Consider the following 26,004-nt stretch of genomic DNA (forward strand, 5'->3'; position numbering starts at 1 on the left):
TGCGCTTTTCGCGGGCGGCTGGTGAGCCTCTTCATGCTGACGCATTTCAGAGTCTCACCTATGCCTTTCCTCCCGCAGAAGTCTCCGTGTATTTCCCAGGGCTGGTTAGAAGGTTGCTAATAATTACTATACTAGCGTAGCTATAAAACTTCATCAGTACGGGTGAGTGGCGGGCGGTGACTCCTGCGGGAAAAGCACGTGTCCGAAGACCCCGCAGAGTGGGTTTCTCGAGGAGGCTGAGGCCGTGCCCGCGGAAAGCATCCGCCCAGAGCGATCCCGGACGGTGGGGAAAAGCAGATACTTCAAGAAACCAAACCAACCAGCAGATACTTCACAGTTTATAGATTATGCTTATAAAACAACAAGTCTTTTAGGCGGGGCGAGGAGTGAAATATTAAATCTTTTCGGTCGGACGAGTAATTCCAGTCCCATTACATGATTGAACTTCTTTTATTGATGAGGAAGTTGAGTAGCCATTTCAAGTTCTTTTCATAACTTCTGGTAATCGGTGAAAAACTAATAAGAAATCCGAAGCTGTAAAGGATGTTTCTTATGAAAAAATGGCTTGCCTTTATTATGATTATAAATAGTTGTCTTTTCGCTTTCCCGAACGAGGGTTACAGTGAATCAACCCCAGAAATGCAGGTCCACTTTATTGATGTAGGACAAGGGGATAGTATACTGATTCAAACGCCCCTAAACAGAATAATCCTCATCGATGGTGGACCGCCGGAATCTGGTGAAAAAATCGTATCTTATTTAAAACAACTTCATATAAATAAGATTGATCTGTTAATATCTACACATCCGGATATTGACCATATTGGAGGACTTCCAATGGTGATGGACAACATAGAGGTTGATAAAATACTGGATACAGGGAAACTGCATCCAACTAAAACCTTTGCCAACTATATTAATCAAATCAGGAAGCAGAAAATACCTGTCCAAATTGCTGAAAGAAATGTCCCTATCGAGATTGATCCATTGATTAAAATAGATGTTTGGAATGCGTATGAAAGGTATAAGAACAACAATAAATCATCTGTTGTTCTAAAACTAACATATAGGGATGTAGATTTTTTATTTATGAGTGACGTAGAACAGCAACAGGAGAAATCATTTCTTAAAGAGTATGATGTACAAGCGGAGATAATTAAAGTAGCTCATCACGGTTCAAAAACAAGCTCTTCACTCGATTTCTTAAAGGCAGTAAATCCCGACGTCGCTATTTTGACGTACAGTAAAGAAAATGATTATGGGCATCCAGTGAATCGTGTAATCGAAAACCTGTATAACGTGAATGCAATGATTTACTCAACAGCTGCTCTTGGTAATATAGTCATTAATACGGATGGCATGAATTACTTTGTTATCCCTGAAAGAAATCCAGTGAACAAACTAATGGATGCAGCTGGATAGTTTAAAAAAAAGATTTCAGCTCTAAAATGCTGAAATCTTTTTTTTTATAAAATAATGTTGACAAAAGTCTTTAATGGTTATATGGTTAGTTACATAAGTAATTAACCAAATAAGGAAGGAACCAATCATGAAAAATTCATTAGATGAAAACAAACCAATATTCCTTCAAATAAAAGAACAAATCGAAGACTCCATCATTAATGAAAGTATTCAAACAGGAGAACGTGTACCATCTACAAATGAATTTGCAGCCTATTACAAGATTAATCCAGCTACTGCTGCTAAAGGGATCAATGAACTTGTAGCGGAGGATATACTCTTTAAACGGAGGGGTGTTGGTATGTTCGTAACTGAAGACGCAAAGGAAATTCTCATTGAAAAGCGTAAGCAAACATTTTATGAAACCTATATGCTGCCATTAAAAAATGAAGCTAAAAAGCTACGTATTGAGGATCGTGAATTAATGGAAATGGTGAAGAGGGAGGATAAGTCAAATGAAGATTGAAGTGAAAAATTTAACCAAAAAATATAAAGATAATTATGCGCTTAACAATATTTCGTTCACATTGGATGAACCGAAAATTTTTGGACTATTAGGGAGAAATGGTGCTGGAAAAACGACATTTATGGACATTTTATCAGGGCAAATTTTAGCAAGCAGCGGTGAAATATTCATAGATGGGGAAAATCCTTTCGATAATCAGCGCTTAACGGAATCCATTTGTTTAATCAAAGAAGGGCATAACTTCAAAAAAGATTTAAAAGTTAAAAATGTACTCAAAATGTATTCGTTTTTTTATCCTAATTGGGATCAGCAACTTGCAGAAGAGCTCACAAAAGAATATCGACTTAATCTGGATGCCAGAATAAAAACACTATCCAAAGGGATGGAATCAGCACTTGGCATTACTGTTGGGTTAGCGAGTAAAGCTCCAATTACGATATTTGATGAACCATATATAGGTCTTGATGCTCCATCGAGGAAAAGATTTTATGAAATAATGCTTGAGGAGTACCAGGAGGAAAAACGTACCATTATTTTTTCCACACATTTAATTGATGAAGTTAGTTTATTATTTGAAGAAGTTTTGATATTACGCGAAGGATCTTTGGTTTTGCAAGAAGAATCCGAAATTCTACGGGATAATACAATTTCGGTGTCTGGGTCAATCGCAGAAGTCGAAACGTTCCTCTCTGGAAAAGAGGTAATTCAGAAAAAACAGCTTGCTGGAATGATGACAGCATATGTATATGGATCGGTAGAGGAAGCGAAGATGTACGAATTGAATGTTGAAGGGGTACCCATTCAGGAGTTAATGATCTATTTAACGGAAAGAAAGCAGGGGGCATAATCAATGAGCAGACAAATAAAAGGATTAATTTATTTCTATAGTACAGATATTCGTTACTCTTTAATGGTATTCTGGACGATTCTATTGAGTATTATGACTGTTTCTTTAGCATTCTCTTACTTTTTGCTTCGATTTGATGATGGATTTTTTGCTTTTGGACTCGCAATTCCTGTTTATATTTACTGTTCAATTATTGGTTTTTTGACAGTAAAAGAAAATATTCCTTTTTCATTAAAATTAGGAGTTGTTCGGAAAAATTTGTTTCTCGGCATCGGCATCTTTTTTCTCGGGTTGGCGTTTTTTAAAGCGGTTGTTGTAAATACGTTGCATTCTATCATAATGGCATTTGCAGATGTAGTGGGACTACACAATTTTCAATTTATTCAACCTGCACAATTAGTAGTAAATAACTGGTGGAATAGAGTTATTATCGACACGATCATTATATTTTTCATGCTGACGCTCATGTATATGATTGGTCTCCTATTTTATAAATATGGATTGCTTGGTGGGGGAGTGGTCCTTGGGATATTCGCAGCTGTATTACTTCTTGGCATTGCGCAAGGTTGGGTCATTGATTATTTTATCGACCTCTATCAAACTATTGAAATGACTTATTTCATTCAAATGTTTGGAGTTGGTGTAATTATTTATATTATTTCGTACGTCTTTATCAGAAGAATTACAACGATAAAAGTTAAATAGAACAGAGGACTAATGCTCCTATTGCATTAGTCCTTTGTCAATTATTGCGCAAGTTCTTTCGATTTGAAAATAACAGTAGATAAAATTAATAGGATGATCGACATGATGATAGTGACGATCGCTGTTCCCACAAGGTTAGATGGAATACTTTCAGTTAAGAGCATTTGAAAAATATAATTGGAAAGATTATTAGGACTCCATTCAAGTAAATGATTGAATACTTGAGTGACACCCTTCATCACCATGATCGTTAATATCGTTAAAAAGGCAACAAGGCCGGGAGTCTTAATCATTGAATTATAGAAGATAGAGAGTGTAACTACAAATGCCAGCCATAGCCCGTAGAAGCAACTAATTAATAAAAAGTCTCCAAATGATAAACTTCCGTAAAGAATATTAATATAATACCAGCTAGCTAGCATTCCTAAGATAAAGGAAACCCAAACAAGGATAAGCAGTGCTGCCCATTTTGCAGTAATATAATTGCTGTAAGAAACAGGTTTTACTAAAATAAGTTCGGAAATGCCGCTTTTTCTTTCGCCAGCTATGGTTCCCATGGAGATAAGTACAATGATTAATACACCTAAAGTACTGAATTGAGAGAGACTCATCATGACGACTTCAGCAGGAGCAAAATCAGGAAGCTCAAATACTGTTCCATCAGGTAATCCTCCAACGGCTTCCATAATCTGTGGCATATAATAATTGGAAATCGGGTCCATAATTGCAAGTAAAATCATAACTAATGGTACCCAAATTAATTTTTTGTTTCGCCAGCTTTCCACCATTTCTTTTTTGAAAAGTGTGTTCCATTGCATTAATTATTCACCACTTTCATAAACATATCTTCCAAGGAAGCCCGGTCAAGCGTGAACCCATTTAATTCCCAGTTCTCATTTGCAGCAGCGGCTAAGATTTCATGTCTTGCCAACGAAATATCTTTAGCTGTAACCAGAAGTACATTTCTTTCCATGTGACTTTCTGTTACACTCGGCAATGCATTCACTTTGGTTTGATAAGCAGTTGGATTATCTTTAAATTCAAGTTTGATTGTCGATGTTTGATATTTGTGCCGTAACTCGTTGATTGATCCGGATTCTACCATTTCGCCTTGATGGAGAAGCAATAATTCATCACTTATTTCATCTGCATCACTAAGAATATGGGTTGAAAAGAGGATGGACATCTCTTGTTTTAATTCTTCCATTAAGGTTAAAACTTCCCGTCGACCTAAAGGATCAAGGGAAGAAACAGGTTCATCCAACAATAGTAATTTTGGTTGATGAATGATCGCCTGTGCGATGCCGAGACGTTGCTTCATCCCACCAGAATATTTTCCAATCCGTTGGTTTTTTGCATCGTAAATCCCAACTTTTTTCAATAATTTTTCTGCTCTCTTTTTGGCCTCTGTTTTGGGGATATACGCAAGCTGGCCACTGAATATAAGAAACTCAACCCCGGTCATCCATGAATAAAATATAGGATACTGCGGCAAATAACCTATAAATTTCCGGATATCATCGTTTGCATTCATGCCTGCAAAAGTTACTGTCCCCTCGGTAGGCTTTAGAAGGCCTGCTAAAGTTTTTAATATCGTTGATTTACCTGCACCATTTGGTCCAATCAAGGCAATGCATTTCCCTTGTTGAAAATCAAAACTTACTTTGTTCACTGCGGCTTTATCTTGATAGGTTTTTGTAAGGTTTCTAACGGTTAGCAAAGTCATTTAATCTCGCCTCTTTCCAAATATAAAATAGAGAACAGGGCCAATAATGTTAACGAAAACAATGATAAAAAACCACATCCATTTTGGACCGCGTATTTCTTCTTCCTTAGCCCAATCGATGATAGCGACAATGAGTAAAATACCTTGAATAATAAGAAGTGGGGTGATAATTGCCCAGTTGATCGATTCAAAAAAAGCTTGCATTCAAATTACCTCCTTCATAAATTTATGCTCCAAGCAGGAATGGGATTGCAAATGCGAATCCTATTATTCCGAAAAATATAATCCATGCCATCGGTCTTGCTAAATTGATGGTCCACCCTACGCCAAATCTCTTTTCCAAAAATAAGGCTGGGTCTTCTTTATTAAAGTAAAACTGGCCAAGCTTCCAATACTTGTCATCATCCCGATTGATTACATTCCCGTTTTTTTCTGAAATACTTTTCACTCTACTGCCTCCCTGGCCAGTTGTAATGGAAAGTATAATCGAACCAATGATTAAACCGAGTGTTACGATTAAAGGTATGAAGGTTAATACCTGTTGATTAATATGATAAATAAAAGATAGTTGAATGATTGTAAACATGACTGTTAATGCCAATCCTGTAATAATAATATAGGCCGACCATCTTCTTCTGAAAAGGACATTTTTTCGGATTGATTCTTCCGGATTTTCCGGGTCTATTTGTTGTTTCGCACGCGCAATCATCTTATTTATGAACAAAAACAAAATAGTTAAATACATTTGCATAACAGGGTTAAGTAATACAGAACGATACGATTTCTCTGCCCAGTTGGTAACCTCACCCGCAAAGTTATATTGCATCGGAATTCGATCTGGAATTTGCTGATGTGATTGCAGTGTTAATATAATTGTCACGATGGTAATAAGAAAGGAAAACAAGAACCATAAGTTAGAATAGGTAAGTTTCTGATCTCGAAAACGGATATCGACAAAAACAAGCTGCGAATTTTCATTTATCCAATTTTCCTTTTCCTTTATTCTCTTCATATCCGTATGGTATTTTACATAAACGAGAAAACTGCTGATGATATAAAATGTAAGTATTGCACTAAATAGGATACTGATCGAGTTTTCATTGTTTGGCAGAAAGGTAATGCTGATTAAGAAAATAACGGTAAGTAATAGACTGAGAATACTAGTTGAAACTGCATACCTTTTCCGCATTCCTTTAATATCTGTCCTGTAAAAAATTTCTGCTGGTATCGTAACACCAAAGCTATCTGTTCTTCTTGTCCAATAAGGTATAAATATAGTAGCAATGAAAACAGGAATTAAAATTAGTACCAAAATAAAAATGAAACTGTTCATTCATTCTCACCTTCTTTTGCAAATTCTTTAAAAATGTCAGTGCAAACTTTCGTAAATTCTTCTTCACTGAGTTCACGGCTAATGGAATTTGATATGAGTGGATGCAAGCTGTTTCGTAATTGTTTTCTATACTTATTGTCAGCTTTTGGAAAACCGTCTGGATTTACAACTACTCCTTTTTGACGATGAATTAATATATATCCTTCTTGTTTCAACTGCTGATATGCTTTATTAACGGTGTGTAGATTAATTCCTATATCAGCAGCCAAAGATCGGACAGAAGGCAATGGATCACCCGGATGAAGTTTCTTTTTTGCTATTCCTTCAATTATTTGATTTCGTAACTGAATATAAATCGGTTCGGATGATTCTAAATCCAGTTGGATAAACACATGTCATCACTCCTATAAACGTGTTCTAACTGTTATACATACATTATAACAGTTAGAACACGATTATAGCAATACGTTATTTTGCCCGTATTAATTATCAACAGTTCTATCCACAACCAAAATAGCTACGCAGTATAAGTAATTAACTGTAATCCACAATATCCACAGGAATACATTAGTTATTCACAAATTAATGTTAATAACTATTCAACTTTCGCAGAATGAAATGGATAAATAAGCCTTGATAGAATTAGGAGGACTGGAGCTACACTGTTTAAGTTGACTTTGGATTAACTGTTTGCGCTGAGCAGTCTGGATACATCTATACGCAAGGATCGTTTCGTTAATTTCCCTCTTTTATCGTCGGATTTTCTATAAACTGCGAAGTGATTTTAGGTTTATTTCCAAGATTTGTGCTTTTGCCGCCGTCCAGGATCGCTCTGGGCGGATGCTTTCCGCGGGCACGGCCTCAGCCCCGAAGAGAAAACCGCTCTTCTGGTCTTCGGACACGTGCTTTTCCCGCAGGAGTCACCGCCCGCCACTCACCCGGACTGGTGAAGCTGTGTGATATGATTTTATAAATCACTAATGCAGTTAGCAATTTGTAAGCTTAAAACCAGCTCTGGGGAAATATACGAAGACTCCAGCGGGAGGAAAGGCATCGGTGAGACCCCGCAGTGCGAAGCACGAGGAGGGCTCACCAGCCGCCCGCGGAAAGCGAAGTATATTTCCCCAGAGCGGTCGCCGAAGTTACTTATTCTAGTTCGCATTTATCTCAACTCTGCGATGATTAAAAGGCTATAAACAGTACGAAAAACAGCCTTGTTTTAATCAAGTTTAGCAAGGGGATTATTAGAAACATTCTAAGTTTAACCCAGTTAACGGTTCGAACTTATTTTAATGGTGCGAAAGTTGAGTAACTACAAGTAATATTTGCATAGAAGTAAAAACTGACTTTTCTGTGGATAATAGAGGAGAAAAAAAGAAACCGAAGCTTAGCTCCGGTTTCCTTTTTGTGTGATCTGATTATAAACACGGTCCGCATTTTTGAACTCTTTCTGGTACAAAACTTCCTGTGTCTTCGATAGAAACTTTTCACTTTGTCCTGGTTTCATTTTAGCCATCATAATCCCTCACTTTAATGACTAGAATGCCCAATACAGCTGAAAATTATGCGCAATTTGCAACAGGAATTAGGAAACTTCCTCATCCGTTGTCTGTACTTCCGTCGTTCTAAATTGCTGATAGGACATGTAGTGTTCTTTAGTGATTACAAATAGATCATAACTATCTGCTTCACTGTTTATTTTTGTATATACATTCGGATAGACATCGTTACCGAGAGCAACATAAGGTAATTTTAACACTGCCTTAAGGGACCGCTTATTTGCTTTTCTTACCTTCATAAATATGCCTTCGATATGATAAGAGAAAAATAACATATCGAAAAATTGTTCTTTGGCCCTTTGATTATACCCTTTTCCGAAATAGGGCTGACCAATCCAAGTAGCCAAAAAGCCATAATTGTTATGAATATCAAATAAATTGATCGTGCCAATCGGGTGGTAATATTCATCTAAAATAGTTCGGGAAATTAGTTCCCCGTTTTCTTCTGCCTCTATTGTATGCTTTGTTAGGAAATAGAACTCATCCGTAGTGTTTGCTTTATGTCTTACATAGGGAAAAACATCTGGGTGTACCATCTGTTCAAACAGCAAAGGCACCTCATGTAAATCACGCATTTTAAGCATAAAAAATACCCTCCTTATTCCAGGCGGGTAAAAACACTGATTTTCCATAAGGAAATCCAGTGAGAGACCCACCCTCGAATTTTTATTTTAGCGTTCAACAAAAATTCGGGGTGGGAATCGAACCCACTAGAACCAGATAAACTGGTGGCGCACCATTTGCCTTCCCTATATAATTCTGTGTTGTAATGTAATACTTATCCATTCATCTCTTTCGTATTTTGATATTTTTATTTTACAATTTTTTTATCAAAAAAGGAATCGTTTTTTGATAAATTTTTTGTTTTATTTTTTTTGTGATTTTGCAATTTCCCCCAAGGCATCTTTCAGTTCAGGATAAGTGAATTCAAACCCATTTTCCAAAGCCTTTTGAGGTAACACGTATTGACCTTTTGTGATTAATTGTCCCATTTCACCAATCGTTGCATGGATCAACGTAGAAGGCGTTCGAAACCAGTAAGGACGCTTTAGACTTTTGGATAGTATTTTCATGAATTCCTTATTTCTCTTCGGATTAGGTGCAGTAATATTAACAGGTCCCTTTAGTTCAGAGTGAAATAAGCAATACGCAATCAGTTTAACTGCATCTTCAACATGCACCCAGGACATCCATTGTTCACCACTACCTATTTTTCCACCAGCAAACATTTTTACTGGTAAGCTCATTAGAGGAAGCGATCCTTCATCTCCTAAAACAATACCGAATCGGGCATAGACAGTGCGAATACCTAATCTTTCAGCTTGCTGAGCGGCTTCTTCCCATTTCACTGTTACTTCTGATAAAAAATCTTTCCCTACTTCGGTCGTAGATTCGGTGAAGATTAGATCTTCAGAAATTCCATAAAATCCTACAGCTGACCCACTGATAAAAACGTTTGGTTTGGTTTTCATATTTTTGATCATATCAATAATATGATTGGTAGCTTCTAATCTGCTGTTTATAATTTCGTTTTTCTTTTTTGATGACCAGTAACCAAATAGGGATTCACCCGCCAAATTAATGACAGCTTCCATAATTGGCAGTTCTTCAGCTGGGTAATTATAGTTTATGTAGGTGGTGTTGTCTGTGTTCATATTTGTTTTCGGAGATCGAGTTAGTATATAGGTATGATGTCCTTTCTCATGTAAGGATTTAGAAATATATTTACCGATAAAACCGGTGCCACCGCTAATAAGGAAATTCATTGTAAGCCCTCCTAAATAAAAAACCTATTCCATTCCTATTATATACTTCAATTCAATTCTTACCGTAGTAATCCATAAATTATTTCATTTATCAAGAGAAGCAACATGGAATATAAATGTAGTGATTATTTTTCCATGTTGCTTACTGGGTATCTTGATGCTCGTTCTGTTATTATAAAGAAAAGGGGTGAGAACGTTGAGGAAAATTACCCGGATCACAACACAAGTAAAGCATAAGAATCGATTCAATATCTTTTTAAACACTGCTGATGGTGAAGAGTACGGCTTTAGTGTGGATGAAGCCATATTAATCGAATATCGGCTTCATAAAGGTTTTGAATTGGACGATTCCATGATTGGCACACTCATTCAAAAAGATACACTACATAAATCATATACCCAAGCCATTAACTTTTTAAGCTTTCGAATGCGAACTAGAAAAGAAATAATCGATTATTTAGTGAAAAAGGAAGTCGATGAGGAGCACATTGGTCAAATTATTAAAAAGCTGACAGATGAGAAACTTATTGATGACGAGCAGTTTGCAATCATGTTTGTCCGTTCGAGAATGAACACCTCGTCGAAAGGTCCAAAACTCATTAAAAAGGAATTGATTGATAAAGGTGTTTCGACAATCATTGCAGAATCAGCACTTGAGAATTATCCGTTTGAGAAACAATATGAAAAAATTAAAAAACTAATGTCCAAAAAAATAAATAAGAGTAAAAAGGAATCATTCCGAAAACAGGTACAGCAGCTGCAAACGAATTTAATGCAAAAGGGTTTTGCACAGTCTGCGATCAAGGAAGCATTTGCAGATATCCAGGAAGAAAAAAATTCAAATGTGGAATGGGATGCACTCGTTTATCAAGGAGAGAAACTGTTACGAAAGCATGAAACGAAGCATGAAGGATATGAATTACGAAGAAAAGTGACAGAAGGTTTGTATCGGAAAGGATTTTCATTTGAGATCATTAACACGTTTTTAGATGAAAGAATAGAGGAATAAAAAGGGTTTTCATTTCTATGAAACAATTGGTAAAATAGGGATGGGGAAGGGGAGAACAAGATGAACTATCGATACAGTGATTATTCCATTGAACAACTACATAGAGAAATAGGTGTTTTGAAAGAAAAGGCTCAGAAAGCAGAGCAATTGGGGAATGTTTCAGAAGTTCAAATAAATGAGCGCAAAATGCAGGTTGCTTTAGCATATACAATAAACCCAGGTGACTTTTCAGCTGAAGAGAAATATCAATTGAAAATGGAGCCTGGCTTTACATTTAAAATTAACTATATAAATGGTGTTTTCGCATGGGGACACCGAATTAATCTTCTCGAAGAAATGTATGAAAAAGAAGAAGCGCTTCCCATTTCATTACTTGGTAAGAAGGTAACAAAATAAAAACAGCAGGCGTGTACCTGCTGTTTTTCTATGTGGTTGGGTCGCCAACATATAATTTACTTTTGAGTTTGTGCTCGGAAAAAATCCATCCTGTATAGGAACTGATAATTTCCATGTTTTCATTAATTTGTACAACCGCAACGAATGGATAGTAGCTTTTTGAACGATATCTTAAATCAATAAAGCGCACCTCTGTTACAGAGTCGAAGTGATTGATTTCCCAACGATACACGGGAGAGAAATTTAAGAACGCCTGAATGTTTTTATCCGTTTTTGCTACCTCCATAATGGAATTGTCAGGTAAAGGTACTTTCCAAAACTCATCGACAATTTCAATGTGACGATTTTCGACAGTACCTACATAGAACTTATCTTCAGTTGTAATAGCAACACGCCAAAAGTTTTGTTTAATCGTCGGTGAAGTTGCAATTTCAATAGTATCCGGATAATAATCTTTTATTTTTTTTACAATTTCTCTTTTGTCCATATAACGTTTGATATAATATAATATAATGACCGTGTAAATGGTCAACCACGTATAGCCTGGATGTGCTCCGAGAGCCCAAGCGGCAATTCCTGCGATGTTCAGGAAGAATATATAGGGGTCAAAGGTGTTGATAAATCCCTTGGCTATCCATTTATTGCTGAATGGCCTGAATGCCTGGGTACCATATGCATTAAACAGGTCAACGAAGACATGGATGATGACAGCCAAAAATGTCCATAGCCATAAATGCAAATAGTTAACATGTGGAACGAACATATATATCATACCGGAAACAAGCAATCCCCATAGTATGATTGCGGGAATCGAGTGAGAAGCACCACGATGATGACGTATATAAGTTGCATTATTTTTCAGTTTAAAAACGGTATCAAAATCCGGAGCGTGTGAACCAATTACAGTCCCTACCAATACAGCATTGAATAGTGCAGGATCGCTATGCACTACAGGGTCTAAAGTGGCCAGTCCCCCCAGCGCGATACCCATTACAATATGAGTGCCAGTATCCATATAAAAAGTTCCTCCTTAAGGGAAACATAAATCTTTTAAGTTATTGTAACACAAAGGAAGTGCAATGATGACTAATCAAATATTAAAGAATTTCAACAAGTTACAATTTGAACATGATCTTCTTCACTGGTATGCCGAAAGTAAACGTGATCTTCCGTGGCGAAGTGAAAATGATCCATATAAAATATGGGTCTCCGAAATTATGCTGCAACAGACTAAGGTGGATACTGTTATCCCTTATTTTAATCACTTTATAGAGAAATATCCAAGCGTTTACGAGCTAGCCGCTGCAGAACAACAAGATGTCCTCAAAGCATGGGAAGGTCTAGGTTACTATTCCCGTGCAAGGAATCTTCAAAACGCGGTAAGGGAAGTCGTAGAGGAATATGGTGGTAAGGTGCCTTCTACGCCTAAGGAATTGGGCTCATTAAAAGGAATTGGACCTTATACCAAGGGAGCGATCTTGTCTATTGCCTTTAATCAACCAGAACCTGCTGTCGACGGTAATGTCATGCGTGTTTTCTCAAGGGTTCTGAAAATAGAAGAAGATATCGCACAGCAAAGCACAAAGAAATTATTTGAGGATTATGTGCGTGAATTAATATCAAAAGAAGATCCATCGTCATTTAATCAGGCAATTATGGATCTTGGTGCAACAATCTGCACACCAAAATCACCAGGTTGTATGCTCTGCCCTGTACAAGCGTATTGCAGAGCATTTGCTGAAGGTATACAGGACGAGTTACCAATTAAAAAGAAGGCCAAGAAACAAAAGAGCCTATCCTATGTCGTCTTATTAATCGAAAATAAAAATGGGGATTTTGTAATTGAAAAAAGATTAGAAAATGGATTACTCGCAAACCTATGGCAATTTCCAATGGTTCCAATAGAAGAGATCGGTATGGATCATCTCGTAAATTGGATCTACAGTGAGTATGGAGTACATATTCATCTTAGGAAAAAAGTAGGGAATTTGAAGCATGTGTTTTCCCACCTTATTTGGAAATTGGAAATTTTCGAAGCTAAAACAACGCAGACAGAAATACATGACGATCGAATCATTTTTGTTCATCGAGACGACATTACCAAGTATCCGTTTCCTGTATCCCATCAAAAAATGCTGCAATACATCAATAGCTCAATCGAAGAAGATACAGTATAAAAAAACAGTCAGGACTCCCTCATTCATAGTGGGAGTCCTGACTGTTTTCCACTCGCTTATACATTTCCTTATTGATTTCATGTAGAATGGTTAATCCTTCTGAATTTATATAAGGGAGAATTTGTGAAAGTGCATGTTGAAAATATTGTAATTCGTTATCCTGCCATATCGTCTTACTCATCATGGACAGTTCTGTAAAGTCTCTTGGTGTATTATTCATAGCCATGTCCTCCAATAATGAAGTAAATCGCATTCATAACTTATGCTATTTCAAGGGTTTTATTCGCTGGTAATATTTCCTGTATGACGTTCTGCTAATTAATAAAAATTCATTGGATAAGTTTTTGTGAAATGGATAAATTAATTATTGCGGAGGTGATAGTGATGGCTAAAAAACCAAATCAAACAACTGCAGGTACAAACGTTCAAAAAGTGAAGCAACAAAACCAACAAGCAGCAAAAGGGCAAGGACAGTTTGGTACTGAATTTGCTTCTGAAACAAATGCTCAAGAAGTAAGAAAACAAAACCAACAAGCAGCAAAAGGACAAGGACAGTTTGGTACTGAGTTTGCTTCCGAGACAAATGCGCAGGAAGTAAGAAAACAAAACCAAAAATCTCAATCAAACAAAAAGTAACAAATCGATTTTTCACGTTTAAAAAAAAGAGTTTCCCTTCAATAATAAAGGGAAGCTCTTTTTTTGGTTATTCGTTATGCTTTATATTTGGAGTTGTTACCTTTATAATTAATGAATAAAATGAAAACGGTATAACTATAAGGGGAAAGGACAGATCGTATGATGGCTCCGAGGGCGGGTTCTAAAATGCAAATACAGAGTTACAAACATAATGGACGGCTGCATCGGACGTGGGAGAATAGTGTCGTTTTAAAAGGTACCGAATCCATTGTTATTGGAGCTAATGATCGAACACTGGTGAGAGAAAGTGATGGCCGGACATGGATTACAAGGGAACCGGCAATATGTTATTTCCATGCGAAGTATTGGTTTAATATTATTGGTATGCTGCGCGAAGATGGAATCCATTATTACTGCAATATTAGTTCTCCTTTTATATACGATGATGAAGCATTAAAATATATTGATTATGACTTGGATGTTAAAGTGTATCCAGATATGACCTATGATCTTCTGGATGAAGATGAATATGATGAACATAAAGAATTAATGAATTATCCGGTTGTACTTGATCGAATTCTTTATAATAATATGGAATATCTGTTACGATGGGTAAGGCAAAGGAAAGGACCGTTTGCTCCTGATTTTGTAGACGGGTGGTACGAGCGATATTTGACATATCGTTAAACTATCTTGAATCAACTCATTCAGCAAAAGGATTTATCCTTGTTACTAACTCGTAACAGGGATTTTCTATGGACACAAACAATAGGGGAAGATTAAAAATGAGCAGTGTTAAGCAGTACATGGAGTTTGTAAAACCATATAAATGGAAGATACTCTGGACAATTTTAGTTGGAATTATTAAATTTGGTATTCCATTACTAATGCCTTTAATCTTAAAATATGTGATTGATGATATTATCGGTGCGGAGAATCTCAATGATTCAGAGAAAATCAGTAATCTGCTATGGATTATGGGGATATCATTTGTTGTATTTCTTGTACTCCGTCCACCCATTGAATATATTAGACAATATCTTGCACAATGGGTAGGGAACAACATTTTGTATGATATTAGGGACAAGCTATTTGATCACATACAAAAACTGAGCTTGAAATTCTATTCTCAGACAAAAACCGGCGAAATTATTTCCCGGGTAATAAATGATGTCGAACAAACGAAGAATTTCGTGATTACTGGATTAATGAATATTTGGCTTGATCTTATTACAATTATTATTGCAATTTGTATTATGTTGACAATGGACGTAGGTTTAACCATTGTTTCTATTATTTTATTTCCGTTATTTGGATTTGCAATCAAATATTTCTTCGGCAAATTACGTAGTTTGACAAGAGAGAGGTCACAAGCTCTGGCAGAGGTTCAAGGACATCTGCATGAACGGGTACAAGGTGTTCCAGTGACAAGAAGCTTTGCCTTGGAAGAATATGAACAAGGTCAATTTCAAACCCGGAACAAAAATTTTCTCAATAAAGCATTACACCATACGGACTGGAATGCCAAAACCTTTGCCGTTACAAATACAATTACAGATCTTGCTCCCCTTTTAGTAATTGCTTTTGCCGGATATCAAGTAATTTTGGGAAATGTAACAATGGGTACGATGGTTGCATTTGTTGGTTACATGGAAAGAGTATATAGTCCATTAAGAAGGCTTATTAACTCTTCTACAACGCTTGTTCAGGCAATAGCTTCTATTGATCGTGTGTTTGAATTTATGAATGAGAAGTACGATATTGTTGATAAGGATAATGCGGTTGAGCCAGGTAGAGTAAATGGAGCAGTTGAATTTGATAATGTCTCTTTTCGATATGACGAAGAAGAAATTCCTGTACTAGAGAATATCCGTCTAAATGTCGAAAAAGGTGAAACGATTGCCTTTGTTGGTATGAGTGGTGGGGGAAAATCAACGTTGATTAGTCTGATCCCACGTTTCTATGATGTTACTGGCGGTGCAATTAAAGTAGATGGAATCGATATTCGCGATATGAAAGCCAGATCTTTACGAAATAATATTGGAATGGTGCTGCAAGATAATATTCTCTTCAGTGAATCGATTGCAATGAACATTCGGATGGGAAACCCGGATGCCACGGATAAAGAAGTAGTTGAGGCTGCAAAGGCTGCGAATGCGCATGACTTTATCAAAACGCTGCCAAATGGCTATGATACATTAGTCGGTGAACGTGGTGTGAAATTGTCTGGTGGACAAAAACAACGTGTGGCTATCGCGCGCGTATTTTTGAAAAATCCTCCGATATTGATATTTGATGAAGCAACATCTGCACTTGATTTAGAAAGTGAACACTTGATACAGGAAACGATGGAGAGATTAGCTTCTGAGCGTACAACCTTTATTGTTGCACATCGATTGGCTACCATCACACATGCAAATCGAATTGTTGTTGTAGAAAATGGGCAGATTGTTGAAGTCGGTTCCCATAATGAGCTAATGCAAATGCAGGGTCATTATTATGATTTATATCAAATTCAGCATTTGGATGAAGAATAAGCAAAAGCGGAAGCGACCGGTGAGGGGGACTCTGCATCTGGTCACGGCTGTAAATTAATTACTGCAATAGTACTTTCTTAAAGTATAAGAAATGACCTCTACCGAATAGGAGAGGTCATTTTTAATGTTGATTTTTACGTAAAATCTATAAACTATGAAGTAACTGTTGGTTGATTTCTAACAGTATGCAGAAGCTTCGGCGACCGCTCTGGGAAATATACTTCGCTTTCCGCGGGCGGCTGGTGAGCCTCTTCATGCTAACGCATTTCAGAGTCTCACCTATGCCTTTCCTCCCGCTGGAGTCTTCGTATATTTCCCAGAGCTAGTGTTAAGCCTACAAAAGATTAGCAGCTTAGTGATATTAGATAAAAATCTATCACAACTTCACCAGTCCGGCATCGATGTGGGCGGTGACTCCTGCGGGAATAGCACGTGTCCGAAGACCCCGCAGCGGTGGGGTTTCCGCGAGGAGGCTGAGGCCGTGCCCGCGGAAAGCATCCGCCCAGAGCGATCACGGACGGTCAGATAGCAGTTACTTCGCAGTTTATCTCAACTCTGCGAGGACTGAGAGAGCAACAAACATTTCGTTTTTATTTACCTGCCATTATTTTAAAGGCTTTGCCTACAGCGTCAATTGTTTCTTCGATATCTGATTCTTTATGTTCGGTTGTTAGGAACCATGCTTCATATTTAGATGGTGCTAGGTTAATCCCTTGCTCCAGCATTAATTTAAAAAACGTACCAAATGTCTCGCCATCCGTTGCTTCTGCTTGAGCATAATTCGTTATATGTTCTTCGCCGAAATAAACGGTAAGTGCCCCACGTAAACGGTTTACGGTAATCACAATTCCAAATTCTTCCGCTTTTGCAAGAATACCATTTTCCAACTTTTCTCCAAGCATATCCAGTTTTTCATATACACCATCTTGTTTTAATACTTCCAGACAGGCAATTCCAGATGCCATGGATGCCGGGTTTCCAGCCATTGTTCCAGCTTGATAGGCAGGTCCAAGCGGTGCAACTTGTTCCATAATATCTTTTCGTCCACCATAAGCGCCAATTGGTAGACCGCCACCGATTATTTTACCCATAGCTGTCATATCCGGTTCTACACCATAAAGCTGCTGTGCACTGCCATAAGTGAATCGAAATGCTGTAATTACTTCGTCGTAGATTACGAGAGCACCTGCTTGATGGGTTAAATCATTGATTTCTTGAAGGAAACCTTCATGTGGCTCGACAATCCCAAAGTTTCCAACTATCGGTTCTACTAATACGGCTGCGATTTGATCGCCCCATTTTGCCAAAGCTTCTTTGTAAGCGTTAAGGTCATTAAAAGGAACTGTAATGACATCCGCTGCAGTCGATTTAGGAACTCCTGCAGAATCTGGGGTACCCAATGTGGAAGGGCCTGAACCAGCCTGGACTAATACAGCATCGAAATGGCCATGATAACAACCTGCGAATTTAATAATTTTATCTCGCCCCGTATAAGCTCTTGCAACTCGAATTGTTGTCATAACGGCTTCTGTACCAGAATTGTTAAATCGTATTCTTTCAAGTGAAGGAATCGCTTCTTTAAGCATTTTAGCAAATTGATTTTCCAGTTTTGTTGGAGTTCCGTATAAGACGCCAGTAGTTGCAGCATGTGCAATTGCCTTTGCAATATGTGGATGGGCATGTCCTGTGATAATGGGACCGTATGCTGCAAGATAATCGATATATTTATTCCCATCCACATCCCAGAAATAGGGACCTTGGCCACGTTCCATGTATACTGGTGAACCGCCACCTACAGCTTTAAAGGAACGTGATGGTGAATTGACACCACCAACAATATGTTCTAATGCTTCTGTATGCAGTTCCTCTGATTTTCTATGATTCATCTATATTTTCCTCCCTTAAATGTCCATGCGGAACATGTAACATTTACTAATATAACAAAATAATCTAAGGAATACATGGATATTGATTCTGTCATCCATTGCATATTTTTAATTTTAAGAGACAAGCAGACGGATATTTTGCATACATATATCATATAAAAGATATAAAAAAAGGGGCCTTCTAAAATGATAATACCTTGGCTATTGTTTCTTGCTGTTTGTTTTATAGTCATAAAGAGTTTATATGATTTTATCCTCGGTAAAAAACGACATGTAATGATTAAAACATGGGATAATCATTTTTCAACAGAAGTGTTTTTATCGTTATTGGTCATTTATATTATTGTGATGTTTGGCTATGGACTGATTTATTTTATCCTCTCCTTTCAGGGAATTATTCTTGTGGAGAATGGGGAGTTGCGCCAGGTAAGTATACTTGGTTCCATTATACATTCGATTTATTTCAGTGGTGTCACCATGCTTACGATTGGATATGGTGATATAACACCTGTTGGGATTGGCCGGTTTATTGCTTTAACAGAAGCATTAATTGGGTACATCCTGCCTGCTGCATTTGTATTGAAAATGGTGCAATTTAGTGGGAGAAGCAGGGAAAAATGATTCTGTTTCTTCTATATGATATAGTAAATCTAATTCGTTATTTATGGAGGGGTATCATATGACAGTTGAAGTTGGTAAAAAGGTAGAAGACTTCACATTACAGAATCATTCAGGGGAAGAGATTAGCTTATCTGATTTTGAAGGAAAACATGTTGTTTTGTATTTCTATCCAAAAGATATGACTCCGGGATGCACCACAGAGGCTTGTGATTTTCGTGATCAACATGAGAGCTTTGCTGAACTGGATGCGGTAATCATTGGAATAAGCCCTGACCCAGTGAAAAGTCACCAGAAATTCATTGATAAACATGAGTTGCCGTTTATGCTTTTGGCTGATGAAGATCATAAGGTAGCAGAGAACTTTGATGTATGGAAATTGAAAAAGAATTTTGGTAAAGAATATTATGGAATCGAACGCTCCACGTTTATTCTCGATAAAGAGGGAAAACTCCAAAAAGAATATCGGAAAGTTAAAGTAAATGGGCATGTGGAAGAAGCACTGACATTTATAAAGGAAAACGTATAGTTTAAAAGAGAACAGTCCATTTCAGGGCTGTTTTTTAATTGCTTTGCATTTGTTCAAAGATAAGAAAGATAATTTTGGCAGCAATTAATTCTAATGCATAAACAGCCACGTCCAGCTCCAGCGCCCAGGGACTAGCGAGACTTCCTTCACCTCCGTGCGGTAAGTCAACATCGACTCCCTACGGTCGCCGTGTTTCCTTTATCTCCTACGTAGGAATGTTCAACAAGTTGAACCACCCCACAGTACGGGGCGCAGTCCGTACGTCCCTTAACGGGCGCTTGCGCTTTTGTTAATACTTTTCAGTCAGTGAGAAAACGTTTACTATATAAGTAGAAGAACAGGGGAGGGAACGGCAATGATTTTATTTACTGCTAAGGTTTCAAGAAAACATAAAGATAAGCTAGAGGCGAATTTCCACTCACTTACATTTGTCTATTCGGAAAGTAAGGAGGAAACAGTCAAACACATAACAGAGGCAGAAGTTCTTGTAACTTATGGAAGTGATTTAACGGAGGAATTACTAAAAAACGCTGCCAGTCTGAAGTGGGTCATGGTATTGTCTGCAGGAGTAGATGATTTACCATGTCAATTTTTAGAGGAAAAGGGAATTGTGGTTACAAACGCCAGGGGAATACATAAAGTGCAAATGGCTGAATATGCTATATCTATGCTGTTACAAGTATATCGTCAGGGAAAATTTTTAATGAAGAACGAAACAGATAAAAAATGGGATAAATCGATAAAGGTTAACGAAATTACCGGGAAGACAATCGTCATTGCTGGAACAGGGGCGATTGGACAAGAAGTAGCGCGTATTGCCAAAGCGTTTCGGATGGAGACAATTGGTATTTCAAGAAGTGGCAAGAAGGTAGAATTCTTTGATGAAAATCATACGAATGATAAATTGAAAAAAGTTTTGACGCAAGCAGATTTTCTTGTCTCTGTTCTGCCGAGCACGGAAGAGACAAAAGACTTTTTTAAAGAAGAACATTTTCATTCCATGCCTGAACATGGTGTTTTTCTGAATATGGGACGCGGAGATGCAGTAAAAACGGCAACAATCCTAAAGGCAGTTCAAAATGGGGATATTGCTCATGTTGTATTGGATGTGTTTGAAGAAGAACCATTACCTGAGGATCATCCATTTTGGAGCGAAGATAAAATTACGATTACACCACATATTTCTGGTTTGTCTCCAGATTATGTGAAAAGAGCGATGGAAATCTTTACAGCTAATCTAGAAAATTATATGGAAAAAAAAGACAACTATATCAATAAAATAAATCTTTCCAGGGGGTATTAATATGCGCATTTATACTCGTTCAGGTGACAAAGGTCAAACATCATTGGTTTACGGGAAACGTGTTCCTAAAAATCATTTACGTGTAGAAGCTTATGGGACTTGCGATGAAGCTAATTCTGTTATTGGTTTGGCACTAGGTTTTTTGGATAAAGAAGATTGGGATGGAAAAGATGACTTCCTTGAACAGATGCACCGTGTTCAAACAATTCTTTTTCATGTTGGGTCGGAACTTTCCACTCCAAAAGATAAGGAAGTTACGTGGAAGTTGAAAGAAGATCATATAAAAGAAATGGAAAAACAGATTGATGATTGGGACCAACATCTGGAACCATTAAAGAACTTTATACTGCCTTCCGGTCACAGTACATCAGGTGCCCTGCATACTGCAAGAACAGTTGTTAGAAGGGCAGAGCGAATGGCTGTAGGTTTGGGTGATGAATTGGAGAATGATCTTGTTTTATCTTATTTGAATCGCTTATCTGATTTCTTATTTGTGGCAGCCAGATATGTTAATAAAAAAACCGGGGTAGAAGAGTTAACATTAAAAGTTGACATTTAAATAATGGTAATGTAATTTCCAGTGAATAATATACTATTATTGACAGAATGCTATGAAGACAGGTACACTAATTATAAAGATTATAATCTAATAATGTTATTAAACGGAATATATTTGAAAGAGAGGTGGTTGACGGTGTCTGAAGAACGATTACGGGAAGCGATTGATACATTGAAGGACTCAGGCGTCCGTATCACACCACAACGTCATGCAGTTCTTGAATACTTGCTTAATGCAATGGTCCATCCGACAGCTGATGAAATATATAAAGCGTTGGAAGGAAAGTTTCCAAATATGAGTGTAGCAACTGTATATAATAACCTGCGCGTATTAAAGGAGATTGGGCTGGTTCGGGAATTGACTTATGGTGATTCGTCAAGTCGCTTTGACTGTAACACGTCCGATCACTATCATATCATTTGTGAAGCATGTGGAAAGATAGTTGATTTTCATTATCCATCCCTCGATGAAGTAGAATCGCTTGCGGAGCAGGTCACAGGATTTGATGTGAGTCATCACCGTCTAGAAGTATACGGTAAATGTGATGGATGTCAGAAACTGCCAGCACAGAAACACTAAAAATAAGTAGAAAACCAAATGCCATTAAAGCATTTGGTTTTTTTTGAAAGATAAGAGAGTATATAATTTTGCAGCAATTAATTCTAACACATAGACAGCCACGTCTAGCGCAAGCGGACCAGGGACTAGCGAGACTTCCCTCACCTCCGTGCGATAAGTCAACATCGACTCCCTACGGTCGCCGTGTTTCCTTTATCTCCTCCGTAGGAATCTTCAACAAGTTGAACCACCCCACAGTACGGGGCGCAGTCCGTACGTCCCTTAACGGGCGCTTGCGCTTTTGTTCTGATTAATTCTTCAATATCACTGGTACCCACTTCCGGACACTGTTGATCAACCAGATTCTTGAAACCGTTGAAAGCTCTTCAATCGCTATTTTTCTTTCTGAAATCCTACCTTTTTCGAGTAAATCTTCCCTGTATGTGCCTGCTAAGAGACCGGAGTCCAAGGAAGGAGTATATAGTATATCATTTATCTCTACGACTACATTTCCTGTGGTGAATTCAGTAATTTCCTTTTCGTCATTCCATAACAGAACATCAAAAGCATTTGGATGCTGTTTTAAAATATTTTCATAGACCCCCCGGTTTGTTGTTTTGTAATGGAGGAATACATTTTCTTTCGATACAGGTATCGTTGCCAATTCGATTTGAACAGGCTCTGCAAATGGTTTAATTTCACTTCCTTCTATATAGAGATCACCTTTTCGATTTAAAAGTAATCGAACCTTCCAATTTCCTTCAGCGTGTTGTGCTGCATATGCATGCAATTTTTGTTTGACAGTAGTCGTATCTAATTTATATTTAAAATGTTTTGCTGTCCGGCGTAGCCTGTTTAAATGATTGTCTAAAACAAGATAGGATCCGTCTTCGAGTCCAAGTGATTCAAGTAAATCAAATTCGAGAGGTTCGAAATCCAATACTTTTGCTTTAAGGAGGACCTCATTATATTCTTCTTTTTCTGTAGAGTCCCAAGTAATACCGCCACCTACACCATAATGGGCATTTCCGTTTTTATTATCAATGATTACTGTACGAATCGGCACATTAAAAATGGCCTCTTTGTCAGGAGTTATATAACCAATGGCACCGCAGTAAACTTCTCTTGGACTGCTCTCTAGGTCATTAATAATATTCATTGTACTTATTTTAGGTGCTCCAGTGATTGAACCACAGGGAAATAGTGCTTTAAAAATATCAGTAATCGTTTTATCATTGGGAACTTCCCCAGTAACGGTTGAAGTCATCTGGAAGACAGTTGGATATTCTTCAATTGAATATAAACTGGGTACCTCTACACTCCCTTGTTTTGCGATCATTCCAAGATCATTCCGTAATAAATCAACGATCATCACATTTTCAGCACGATTTTTTTCAGATTGGTACAACCAGTTGGCATTAAATTTATCTTCTTGTTGATTCTTTCCTCGGCCGACGGTGCCTTTCATTGGCTTTGTCGTAATCGTACCTTCTTTTAAGTGAAAAAATAGTTCGGGTGAGGCGGAAATGACAGAGTAGTCTCCTATATTTAAATAGGCACTGTAATTAGCTGCCTGCGCTTGTGCTAATCTATTGTAATAAGAGATAGAGTTTCCAGCGAATTCTGATTGCATTCGAATTGTATAATTAGCTTGATAGGTAATACCTTGCTCAATATAATTTTTGATTTGATTAATATGTTCGTTATATTCATTTACGTTTGTTTGGGGTTTCCACTTCGAGGAGGAAAAGTCTTCAAAGCTTTGAAGAAGCGTCTCTTCGGGTTTATCAAAAATCCCAAACCAGAGGAGAGGCATTTCTGAATTGGGATTCACCTTATAAGCTTGGTCAAAAGCGGGTGAAGCTTCATAGGAGATATAACCGGCAGCATAATACCCGTTAATTGTTTCTCTCTCAATTTGTTCCAGTAAAGGAATTACTTCTTCTATTAAAGAGGTGGAAATGATTTTGATGGGATGTTTAAATAATAATGGATTGTTTTTTCCATCCTCGTTAATAAAATCAAAATGCAGCAGTGGTATCATCCAACGTTCTTCCCTTCTTACAGGTATATAGGAATTTCTATAATCCTTTTAAAAAAATCCGCCGGTATCGACGGATTTAGCTTTACTTATTGTTGTTTTTATTTACTTTTGCATATTTCCGTTTATTGTATTTTTCATCAAATTCTTCGCCTTCCAAATTCCGATCCATCGTCAATGGTTGCTTGCAGTGCATACAAGCATCAACGCGCCCGAGCATTTTCGTTGGCTTTTCACAGCTTGGACATACGACGGGTACCGCCTTTAACGATAATGTACCTATCCAAACGTACACAGCACAGCTTAAAAATACCATTAGCACACCTAATAAGAAGAAGATAACCATAAGCCATTCGATGCCCTTAGTTAATATCCCTGCATACATTAATAAAATTCCACCGAAAACCAAAATTAAAGCAAATGATCTTATTTTATTTATTTTACTCGAATAAACCAATTGTTGAGCCATGTTGTTCCCCCTTAATTTACATTTGTAGTATAGCATATATTTATAAAAATTTTGTAGCTCAATAAAGGATTTCACTTAAATGTAACGAACTATTATAGTAATAGAAGAATGGAGGAAATGAATGATGGAAAATTTCCTGAGACCAATATATCAAGAACACGCGAGTAATCCCAATACATTGGGAATTTTAATAATAGAAAAGACACAGTTTGAAAGCCCGATTACTGATGATTTCGATGTCATACTGCTTATTATAGTTAAGGACTATGAACATTCCTGGTATGTAAAACATTATGAAATTACTGATAAAACGGCAGCAATACATATTGTGAGGGAAGATACTTTGTTGGGGTGGATTGATACAAGTGGATATCGAAGAGCGGTTGAATGGGTCATTTCTGGAAAAACCGTGTTTGATCGTAATGAATACATTCATGATTTAAAAAAACATCTTCGGGATTTCCCCCTTGAGAAACGGGATGTAAGAAAAGCAATTAATTTTGGTAAACTCATAAAGACCTATAGTGAAGCAAAATCTCTATATGAATCAGGAGAACTTAAAGACGCGCATAGTAAAATCTTAGACACACTTCATTATCTAGCAAGACTTTCGGTAATCGAGAAGGGATATTATCCGGAAGTAACTGTCTGGACACAAGTAAAAAATATTGATCTAGAAGTATATAAGCTATATGAAGTATTCATTGATAGTAATGAAGAAGTGAAGCAAAAGATTGAGTTAATGATTATTGCCATGGATTTTGTTATTAGTAATAGAGCAAAGGCATCCGCGAAGCATCTATTGGATATGATGGAGACAAAGGATGCTCCTTGGTCTTACACAGATATTAAGAATCTGCCTAAGGTTCAACTTTACACCTATGATTTGAGTGCCATTCTTTCCTATCTGGTTGAGAAGAGCATCATTTCGGTATTTCTGGAAGAAACAAAAGGTGTTGGCGTATTCCATAGAAAATACACTTTAAATAAAATGGGTAACAGTTAAGGATAGATCGAATAGAATAGTCAGAACTACTAAAGAGTCCTGGGTGCATGAATCACAGTAAGGCTAGCAAAAGTACTTGTAGAAATGCACTCTAGGCTTTTGTAAAGGAATTGAAATTGTATTGTAAAATAATCGTTGACTTTAATAAGTAACCATGGTAAAGTTATATCCGTTGCCAATTTCCACACGGAATAGCGACAAAAAAATAAAAAATAATCGTTGACATCAAATCAGTGGTTATGTTATAGTAGAGAAGTCGCCGCTAAAGGATGCGACTTACAAATTTGCTCTTTGAAAACTGAACAAAACAACCAGTATGTCACAGAAAAGAAAACTTGTTTTTCTTTCTGAAACAACTCATTAAGTTTTACTTTTTGAGAAAGTAACAAGCTAAGAACACAAATGGAATTGACCGGT

29 protein-coding genes are annotated in these 26,004 nt (G+C 37.2%); 16 read left to right on the forward strand and 13 right to left on the reverse strand.

All coding sequences use genetic code 11. From position 1 onward, the window contains the following. Nucleotides 1-552 precede the first annotated feature (552 nt). From ACFOUV_RS18265 to ACFOUV_RS18280, 4 genes are all read left to right on the forward strand, one after another. Nucleotides 553-1,422: a ComEC/Rec2 family competence protein gene (locus ACFOUV_RS18265; protein WP_379498214.1), complete on the forward strand. Its 870-nt coding sequence runs from the start codon at nt 553-555 to the stop codon at nt 1,420-1,422. A 127-nt stretch (nt 1,423-1,549) separates the two neighbouring features. Further along, nucleotides 1,550-1,927: a GntR family transcriptional regulator gene (locus ACFOUV_RS18270; protein WP_379498215.1), complete on the forward strand. Its 378-nt coding sequence runs from the start codon at nt 1,550-1,552 to the stop codon at nt 1,925-1,927. Then, complete coding sequence (locus ACFOUV_RS18275; protein WP_379498216.1) at nt 1,917-2,774, forward strand: ABC transporter ATP-binding protein; 858 nt, start codon at nt 1,917-1,919, stop codon at nt 2,772-2,774. Before ACFOUV_RS18270 ends, ACFOUV_RS18275 begins: the two co-directional genes overlap by 11 nt. A 3-nt stretch (nt 2,775-2,777) precedes the next feature. After that, nucleotides 2,778-3,479, forward strand: coding sequence for a hypothetical protein (locus ACFOUV_RS18280; RefSeq protein WP_379498217.1), 702 nt, complete (start codon nt 2,778-2,780; stop codon nt 3,477-3,479). A 41-nt stretch (nt 3,480-3,520) separates the two neighbouring features. Here ACFOUV_RS18280 and ACFOUV_RS18285 read toward each other — a convergent pair whose 3' ends face one another. From ACFOUV_RS18285 to ACFOUV_RS18320, 8 genes are all read right to left on the reverse strand, one after another. Then, nucleotides 3,521-4,297 (reverse strand): ABC transporter permease, encoded by a 777-nt coding sequence (locus tag ACFOUV_RS18285; protein WP_379498218.1) that lies wholly within the window; start codon nt 4,295-4,297, stop codon nt 3,521-3,523. After that, nucleotides 4,297-5,205: an ABC transporter ATP-binding protein gene (locus ACFOUV_RS18290; protein WP_379498219.1), complete on the reverse strand. Its 909-nt coding sequence runs from the start codon at nt 5,203-5,205 to the stop codon at nt 4,297-4,299. The genes ACFOUV_RS18285 and ACFOUV_RS18290 overlap by 1 nt, the downstream gene beginning before the upstream one ends. After that, nucleotides 5,206-5,409, reverse strand: coding sequence for a PLD nuclease N-terminal domain-containing protein (locus tag ACFOUV_RS18295; RefSeq protein ID WP_379498220.1), 204 nt, complete (start codon nt 5,407-5,409; stop codon nt 5,206-5,208). It lies immediately after the preceding gene. A 22-nt stretch (nt 5,410-5,431) separates the two neighbouring features. Beyond that, entirely contained in the window at nt 5,432-6,538 is a 1,107-nt protein-coding gene (locus ACFOUV_RS18300; RefSeq protein ID WP_379498221.1) for a DUF1648 domain-containing protein, read from the reverse strand. Further along, nucleotides 6,535-6,930: a GntR family transcriptional regulator gene (locus ACFOUV_RS18305; RefSeq protein ID WP_379498222.1), complete on the reverse strand. Its 396-nt coding sequence runs from the start codon at nt 6,928-6,930 to the stop codon at nt 6,535-6,537. Before ACFOUV_RS18305 ends, ACFOUV_RS18300 begins: the two co-directional genes overlap by 4 nt. Before the next feature lie 995 nt (nt 6,931-7,925). Next, on the reverse strand, nt 7,926-8,057 hold the full coding sequence (locus ACFOUV_RS18310) for a YfhE family protein (protein ID WP_379498223.1): 132 nt from the start codon (nt 8,055-8,057) through the stop codon (nt 7,926-7,928). A 66-nt stretch (nt 8,058-8,123) separates the two neighbouring features. Beyond that, nucleotides 8,124-8,681, reverse strand: a complete 558-nt coding sequence (locus ACFOUV_RS18315) for a GNAT family N-acetyltransferase (RefSeq protein WP_379498224.1) — start codon at nt 8,679-8,681, stop codon at nt 8,124-8,126. A 282-nt stretch (nt 8,682-8,963) separates the two neighbouring features. Beyond that, entirely contained in the window at nt 8,964-9,863 is a 900-nt protein-coding gene (locus tag ACFOUV_RS18320) for a TIGR01777 family oxidoreductase (protein WP_379498225.1), read from the reverse strand. 196 nt (nt 9,864-10,059) lie between these two features. Between ACFOUV_RS18320 and recX the strand changes: the two genes are divergently transcribed. Beyond that, nucleotides 10,060-10,872: a recombination regulator RecX gene (gene recX / locus ACFOUV_RS18325; protein ID WP_379498226.1), complete on the forward strand. Its 813-nt coding sequence runs from the start codon at nt 10,060-10,062 to the stop codon at nt 10,870-10,872. A 60-nt stretch (nt 10,873-10,932) separates the two neighbouring features. Further along, a complete protein-coding gene (locus ACFOUV_RS18330; RefSeq protein ID WP_379498227.1) occupies nt 10,933-11,268 on the forward strand; it encodes a YfhH family protein in 336 nt (111 codons plus the stop codon). A gap of 28 nt (nt 11,269-11,296) precedes the next feature. On the opposite strand, the gene ACFOUV_RS18335 is transcribed toward ACFOUV_RS18330, so the two are convergent. Further along, nucleotides 11,297-12,283 (reverse strand): metal-dependent hydrolase, encoded by a 987-nt coding sequence (locus tag ACFOUV_RS18335; RefSeq protein ID WP_379498228.1) that lies wholly within the window; start codon nt 12,281-12,283, stop codon nt 11,297-11,299. A 67-nt stretch (nt 12,284-12,350) separates the two neighbouring features. On the opposite strand from ACFOUV_RS18335, the gene mutY reads away from it, so the two are divergent. After that, nucleotides 12,351-13,445 (forward strand): A/G-specific adenine glycosylase, encoded by a 1,095-nt coding sequence (mutY, locus tag ACFOUV_RS18340; RefSeq protein ID WP_379498229.1) that lies wholly within the window; start codon nt 12,351-12,353, stop codon nt 13,443-13,445. 19 nt (nt 13,446-13,464) lie between these two features. Here the strand turns inward: mutY and ACFOUV_RS18345 are convergent, their stop codons facing one another. After that, nucleotides 13,465-13,665, reverse strand: coding sequence for a hypothetical protein (locus ACFOUV_RS18345; protein ID WP_379498230.1), 201 nt, complete (start codon nt 13,663-13,665; stop codon nt 13,465-13,467). A 164-nt stretch (nt 13,666-13,829) separates the two neighbouring features. Between ACFOUV_RS18345 and ACFOUV_RS18350 the strand changes: the two genes are divergently transcribed. The 3 genes from ACFOUV_RS18350 to ACFOUV_RS18360 all read left to right on the forward strand — a co-directional run bounded on the left by ACFOUV_RS18350 (nt 13,830) and on the right by ACFOUV_RS18360 (nt 16,618). After that, on the forward strand, nt 13,830-14,081 hold the full coding sequence (locus ACFOUV_RS18350) for a gamma-type small acid-soluble spore protein (RefSeq protein WP_379498231.1): 252 nt from the start codon (nt 13,830-13,832) through the stop codon (nt 14,079-14,081). 159 nt (nt 14,082-14,240) lie between these two features. After that, nucleotides 14,241-14,768: a nucleoside tri-diphosphate phosphatase gene (ntdP, locus tag ACFOUV_RS18355; protein WP_379498232.1), complete on the forward strand. Its 528-nt coding sequence runs from the start codon at nt 14,241-14,243 to the stop codon at nt 14,766-14,768. 98 nt (nt 14,769-14,866) lie between these two features. Then, nucleotides 14,867-16,618: an ABC transporter ATP-binding protein gene (locus ACFOUV_RS18360; protein WP_379498233.1), complete on the forward strand. Its 1,752-nt coding sequence runs from the start codon at nt 14,867-14,869 to the stop codon at nt 16,616-16,618. A 590-nt stretch (nt 16,619-17,208) separates the two neighbouring features. Here the strand turns inward: ACFOUV_RS18360 and ACFOUV_RS18365 are convergent. After that, the gene (locus ACFOUV_RS18365; protein ID WP_379498234.1) at nt 17,209-18,504 is read right to left on the reverse strand and encodes a glutamate-1-semialdehyde 2,1-aminomutase; all 1,296 of its coding nucleotides are present in this window, start codon (nt 18,502-18,504) and stop codon (nt 17,209-17,211) included. Nucleotides 18,505-18,690: 186 nt separating this feature from the next. Between ACFOUV_RS18365 and ACFOUV_RS18370 the strand changes: the two genes are divergently transcribed. From ACFOUV_RS18370 to perR, 5 genes are all read left to right on the forward strand, one after another. Further along, entirely contained in the window at nt 18,691-19,125 is a 435-nt protein-coding gene (locus tag ACFOUV_RS18370; RefSeq protein ID WP_379498235.1) for an ion channel, read from the forward strand. Nucleotides 19,126-19,183: 58 nt separating this feature from the next. Further along, nucleotides 19,184-19,651, forward strand: a complete 468-nt coding sequence (gene bcp, locus ACFOUV_RS18375; protein ID WP_379498236.1) for a thioredoxin-dependent thiol peroxidase — start codon at nt 19,184-19,186, stop codon at nt 19,649-19,651. Nucleotides 19,652-20,006: 355 nt separating this feature from the next. Continuing rightward, the gene (locus ACFOUV_RS18380; RefSeq protein ID WP_379498237.1) at nt 20,007-20,954 is read left to right on the forward strand and encodes a D-2-hydroxyacid dehydrogenase; all 948 of its coding nucleotides are present in this window, start codon (nt 20,007-20,009) and stop codon (nt 20,952-20,954) included. A gap of 1 nt (nt 20,955) precedes the next feature. Next, nucleotides 20,956-21,513, forward strand: coding sequence for a cob(I)yrinic acid a,c-diamide adenosyltransferase (locus tag ACFOUV_RS18385; protein ID WP_379498238.1), 558 nt, complete (start codon nt 20,956-20,958; stop codon nt 21,511-21,513). 93 nt (nt 21,514-21,606) lie between these two features. After that, nucleotides 21,607-22,092, forward strand: a complete 486-nt coding sequence (gene perR / locus ACFOUV_RS18390; RefSeq protein WP_379498239.1) for a peroxide-responsive transcriptional repressor PerR — start codon at nt 21,607-21,609, stop codon at nt 22,090-22,092. A gap of 289 nt (nt 22,093-22,381) precedes the next feature. On the opposite strand, the gene pabB is transcribed toward perR, so the two are convergent. Together pabB and ACFOUV_RS18400 are read right to left on the reverse strand one after the other, a co-directional pair. Further along, entirely contained in the window at nt 22,382-24,115 is a 1,734-nt protein-coding gene (pabB, locus tag ACFOUV_RS18395) for an aminodeoxychorismate synthase component I (protein ID WP_379498240.1), read from the reverse strand. An 82-nt stretch (nt 24,116-24,197) separates the two neighbouring features. Further along, nucleotides 24,198-24,581, reverse strand: a complete 384-nt coding sequence (locus ACFOUV_RS18400; protein WP_379498241.1) for a YgzB family protein — start codon at nt 24,579-24,581, stop codon at nt 24,198-24,200. 124 nt (nt 24,582-24,705) lie between these two features. On the opposite strand from ACFOUV_RS18400, the gene ACFOUV_RS18405 reads away from it, so the two are divergent. Next, entirely contained in the window at nt 24,706-25,587 is an 882-nt protein-coding gene (locus ACFOUV_RS18405) for a nucleotidyltransferase-like protein (RefSeq protein WP_379498243.1), read from the forward strand. Nucleotides 25,588-26,004 lie beyond the last annotated feature (417 nt).

This window comes from Oceanobacillus longus (genome assembly GCF_042650085.1).
GTDB lineage: Bacteria > Bacillota > Bacilli > Bacillales > Amphibacillaceae > Oceanobacillus > Oceanobacillus longus.